Annotated in this window: 4 protein-coding genes; all 4 read left to right on the top strand. The window is 39.9% G+C overall.

The window, feature by feature from the left end; all coding sequences use genetic code 11:
• Positions 1-2,029: efflux RND transporter permease subunit (locus ACNI3T_RS05290; RefSeq protein ID WP_418226937.1), on the top strand; the 2,029-nt coding region annotated here is incomplete at its 5' end.
• A 33-nt stretch (positions 2,030-2,062) separates the two neighbouring features.
• On the top strand, positions 2,063-3,397 hold the full coding sequence (locus ACNI3T_RS05285) for a TolC family protein (protein ID WP_418226936.1): 1,335 nt from the start codon (positions 2,063-2,065) through the stop codon (positions 3,395-3,397).
• A 2-nt stretch (positions 3,398-3,399) separates the two neighbouring features.
• The gene (locus ACNI3T_RS05280) at positions 3,400-3,582 is read left to right on the top strand and encodes a CPXCG motif-containing cysteine-rich protein (RefSeq protein WP_418226935.1); all 183 of its coding nucleotides are present in this window, start codon (positions 3,400-3,402) and stop codon (positions 3,580-3,582) included.
• Positions 3,583-3,650: 68 nt separating this feature from the next.
• The gene (locus ACNI3T_RS05275; protein ID WP_418226934.1) at positions 3,651-4,004 is read left to right on the top strand and encodes a SpoIIAA family protein; all 354 of its coding nucleotides are present in this window, start codon (positions 3,651-3,653) and stop codon (positions 4,002-4,004) included.
• The last annotated feature ends 64 nt before the right edge of the window (positions 4,005-4,068 follow it).

Raw genomic sequence — 4,068 nt, 5'->3', positions numbered from 1 at the left:
TTCTGAAAATATCTACCAGCATTACGAAAGAGGTAAAAAGCCGGTACAGGCAGCCATTGATGGAACGATGGAAGTGCTGCCACCGATTCTTTCCGCGATCATTACGACAATTCTTGCATTTTCCACATTCCTGTTCTTAGATAGCCGAATTGGAGAATTCTTTGGCGAGGTTAGTACAGTAGTTATTTTGACCCTGGTTGTTTCCCTGGTAGAAGCGTTGATCATATTACCAGCGCATATTGCCCATTCGAAAGCTTTAGTTCGGGAAACTGAAGAAGAACAGAAAAAGAAGAAAGGACTTTCGAGGTTGTTTCTGAAACTAAGGATCATCAATAAATATGGAGATCAATTGATGGCTTATCTGCGGGACAAGCTATACGAACCTGTTATTCGCGCTACAGTTGCACATAGGTTTTTGAGTCTCTCTATCCTAATCACACTATTTATTCTAACTGTAGGTTCTGTAATGGGTGGCGTGGTGAACGTTACTTTATTTCCAAGTATCGCCAGCGACCGGGTAAGCATAGATCTGTTGATGCCAGAGGGAACGAACCCTAAGAAGACAGACAGTATCATTTCAATGGTCGAGGATGCTGCATGGAGAGTGAACGAAGACTTTACTGAGCGCCAGACAGGAAATAAGCAGGTCGTTAAAAACATTGTTCGCAGAGTTGGACCAGGTAATAACAAAGCATCTTTAAGAGTGAATTTGTTACCGGGAGAAGAACGTGATTTTGGTTCGCCCGAAATTACCAATGCAATTCGAGATGAAGTTGGACAGGTTTACGGAGTAGAGCGTTTAACCTTTGGTAGCGGTGGAAACTTTGGTGGAAAGCCAGTTTCTGTATCCCTTTTAGGAAATAACCTGGAGGAACTTGAGCGTGCCAAGGAAGAACTTAAAGAGGCTATGGAAGAGAATTCCACGCTAAAGGATGTTACAGATACAGATCCGGATGGGATCAAAGAAATCACGATAGATCTTAATGAGAATGCCTATGCTTTAGGGTTGAATCTGAGAGAAGTGATGAGCCAGGTGCGTGCAGGATTCTTTGGATTACAGGCACAGCGATTTCAGCGCGGACAGGATGAAATAAGAGTCTGGGTTCGTTATGATCGCGAGAATAGAGAATCTATCAATGATCTTGATGATATGCGTATTGTAACTCCAGATGGAAACCGTGTGCCATTTGGTGAGATCGCCACTTATCAAATTAGACGTGGTACAGAATCTATTAGTCACCTTGAAGGACTCAGAGAAATTAGGGTAGAGGCAGACATGGATGATCCGGATGCCAGTTCTACCGATGCTATTGCTAATATTGGAGAAAACGTACTTCCGGATATATTGTCAAAATATCCAAGTGTATCTGTTTCCTATGAGGGGCAGAATCGCGAAGCAGAAAAACTGACTAAATCTGCGGAAAAAGTATTTCCTATCATTTTGTTCCTAATCTATGCAGTAATCGCTTTTACGTTTAGAAGTTATAGCCAACCATTATTATTGATGATTATGATTCCATTCAGTATCATTGGTGTAGCCTGGGGGCATTATATACATGGTTTCCCTGTGAATATTCTTTCTTTACTCGGGATCATTGCGCTGGTGGGAATTATGGTGAATGACGGACTTGTACTTATTGGAAAGTTCAATTCCTATCTGAGAGAAGGCATGCGCTTCGAGAAAGCACTTATTGAAGCCGGGAAGTCAAGATTTAGAGCTATTTTCCTTACATCTTTAACTACAATTGCAGGGATTGCACCATTACTGCTTGAAAAAAGTAGACAGGCCCAATTCTTAAAGCCTATGGCAATCTCAATTGCTTATGGGATCTTTATTGCCACCTTTTTAACTTTACTGGTGTTGCCATTGTTGCTTTCCATTACCAATTCAGGTAAAGCCAGAGCAAAGTGGTTGAAAACCGGGAATAAGGTTAGTCGGGAATCGGTGGAAAGAGCGATTAAAGAGAAGAATAACGAAGATGAACGACAAAGTGAAATCGATGAGGCGAATAAAAGTCAAAATTACTAGAAGATAATTGAACTTCAGAATAAATAATTTCGAATGAGATTAAGAAAATTTATCCTTAGCATTTTGATCGCACTTTTTTGGAGTGTTGGTGGTGTTGCGCAGGATAGCCTGCTCACTAAACAGGAAGTTATTTCCAGAGCTTTGGATGAGAACTTTGGAATAAGGATCGCTGAGAATAATGTCGAAATTGCCGATAATAACCAGAATATTTTAAACTCAGGCTATTTACCGACACTTACGGGACTCGCCGGAGCGAATTACGATCTGAATGATCGTGTTACCGAACCTGAGAATGGTGAAACGGTAGATCAGCGAGGGATCGAAAGTAACCGTTATAATGCTTCCATAAATTTAGGTTACACTTTGTTTGATGGCCTGGGACGTTTGTATAATTATAAAAGTCTTCAGGAGCAATATGATCTCTCTCAACTAGAAGCCCGGGAAACTATAGAAAATACCATTCTACAGATCATGAGCGTGTATTATGAGGTCGCCAGACTTTCAGAAAACATCAATGTTCTTGAGGAGACTCTGGAAATATCCAAGAATCGTGTAACGCGTGCTCAATATCAATTTGAATATGGGCAGGCGAACAATCTTGTGGTTCTAAATGCAAGGGTAGACGTAAACAACGATAGTATTTCTTTGATAGAAACCGAACAATTGCTGAAGAATACCAAGCGGGATCTAAATGTACTTCTGAATAGAGAAATTACCGCAAACGATTTTTCCGTAGATACAACAGTAACATTTATAAGTGACCTTGAGCTGGATAGTTTTGTTACTGAAGCTGAAATCAACAATGTTTCACTGCTGCAGATCGAGCAAAGTCTGGAAATTAGTGATTATGATATCAAGATCAATAAGAGCGGTTATTTGCCTTCCATAGACCTTACCGGATCATATGGATGGAACCTGAACCGAAGTGCTGCAACCGCCTTCTTTCCGGGTAGTACAACTACTACAGATGGACTTGCCGCGGGAGTGAGTTTACGCTGGGATTTGTTCGATGGAGGTTTTCGTAATATTCAGGTTAGAAACTCCAAAATAAGATATGAAAATCAGCAAATTCAGAAAGAGCAATTGATTAGTCAGGTTCAACGGGATATCGCGAATTCCCTCGGAAATTATCGAAATAAACTGTTCATTCTGAAAGTACAGGAAGAGAATGTTGAAACGAATTTGAATAACTTTAATCGATCTGAAGAGCAATATAAACTCGGAAGGATTTCTTCGATAGAATTCAGGCAGGCACAGATCAATCTATTAGATGCCAGAACCAGTCTCAACCTTGCCAAGTATGATGCGAAACTGGCAGAACTGCAGGTTTTGCAGCTAACGGGGCAATTACTAAATGTAAATCTCTAGCCATGTACGAACATTTTTTTCAATGTCCTTACTGTTGGGAAGAAGTCTCTGTACTTCTGGATCCTTCTGTGCGAAAACAAACTTATATCGAGGATTGTGAGATTTGTTGCAACCCTATAGAATTCAAGGTAGAATTTGACTCGAATGAACTGCAGATGTTCGAAGCTCAACCAATCGAGCAATAAAACTTTGTAGCTTAGCGAACCAGAAGTCTTTTTCGGCTATCTTTGTAGCTAATCCTACACCATCAACCATGTTAGCAACTTTCGATCTTCCAGGTCATGTGATCGGGATTATTATAGACTCAGATCTTACAGAACAGGTTTTAGACGAAGTAATTCTAGAGATCAAAGCTCGTTTTGATCAATACGATAAGGTCAATGTTTACTTAGAGCTTGAAAAAGATCATGATATCGGTTTTAATGCACTTTTAAAAGGAATAAAATTTAAATATTCCAACGCAGATCTTTTCGGCAAAATAGCTATCGTGACAGATAGTTCTTGGTTCCAAAATGCTGTGAATGTGAGCGATATATTTCTGAATGTAGAGGTGAGGACGTATGATGTCAAAGATAGGCTGGATGGTCTCCAATGGATTTCAATATAATTTTTAAAAAAAGTTTGGTTAGAATCTAAAAAACATCTTATATTTGCCGTCCAATAGCGCGGGA

This window comes from Christiangramia qingdaonensis (genome assembly GCF_048381525.1).
GTDB lineage: Bacteria > Bacteroidota > Bacteroidia > Flavobacteriales > Flavobacteriaceae > Christiangramia.
Note: the sequence above shows the minus strand (reverse complement) of the source record. Positions and strands in the feature narration are given on the sequence as shown.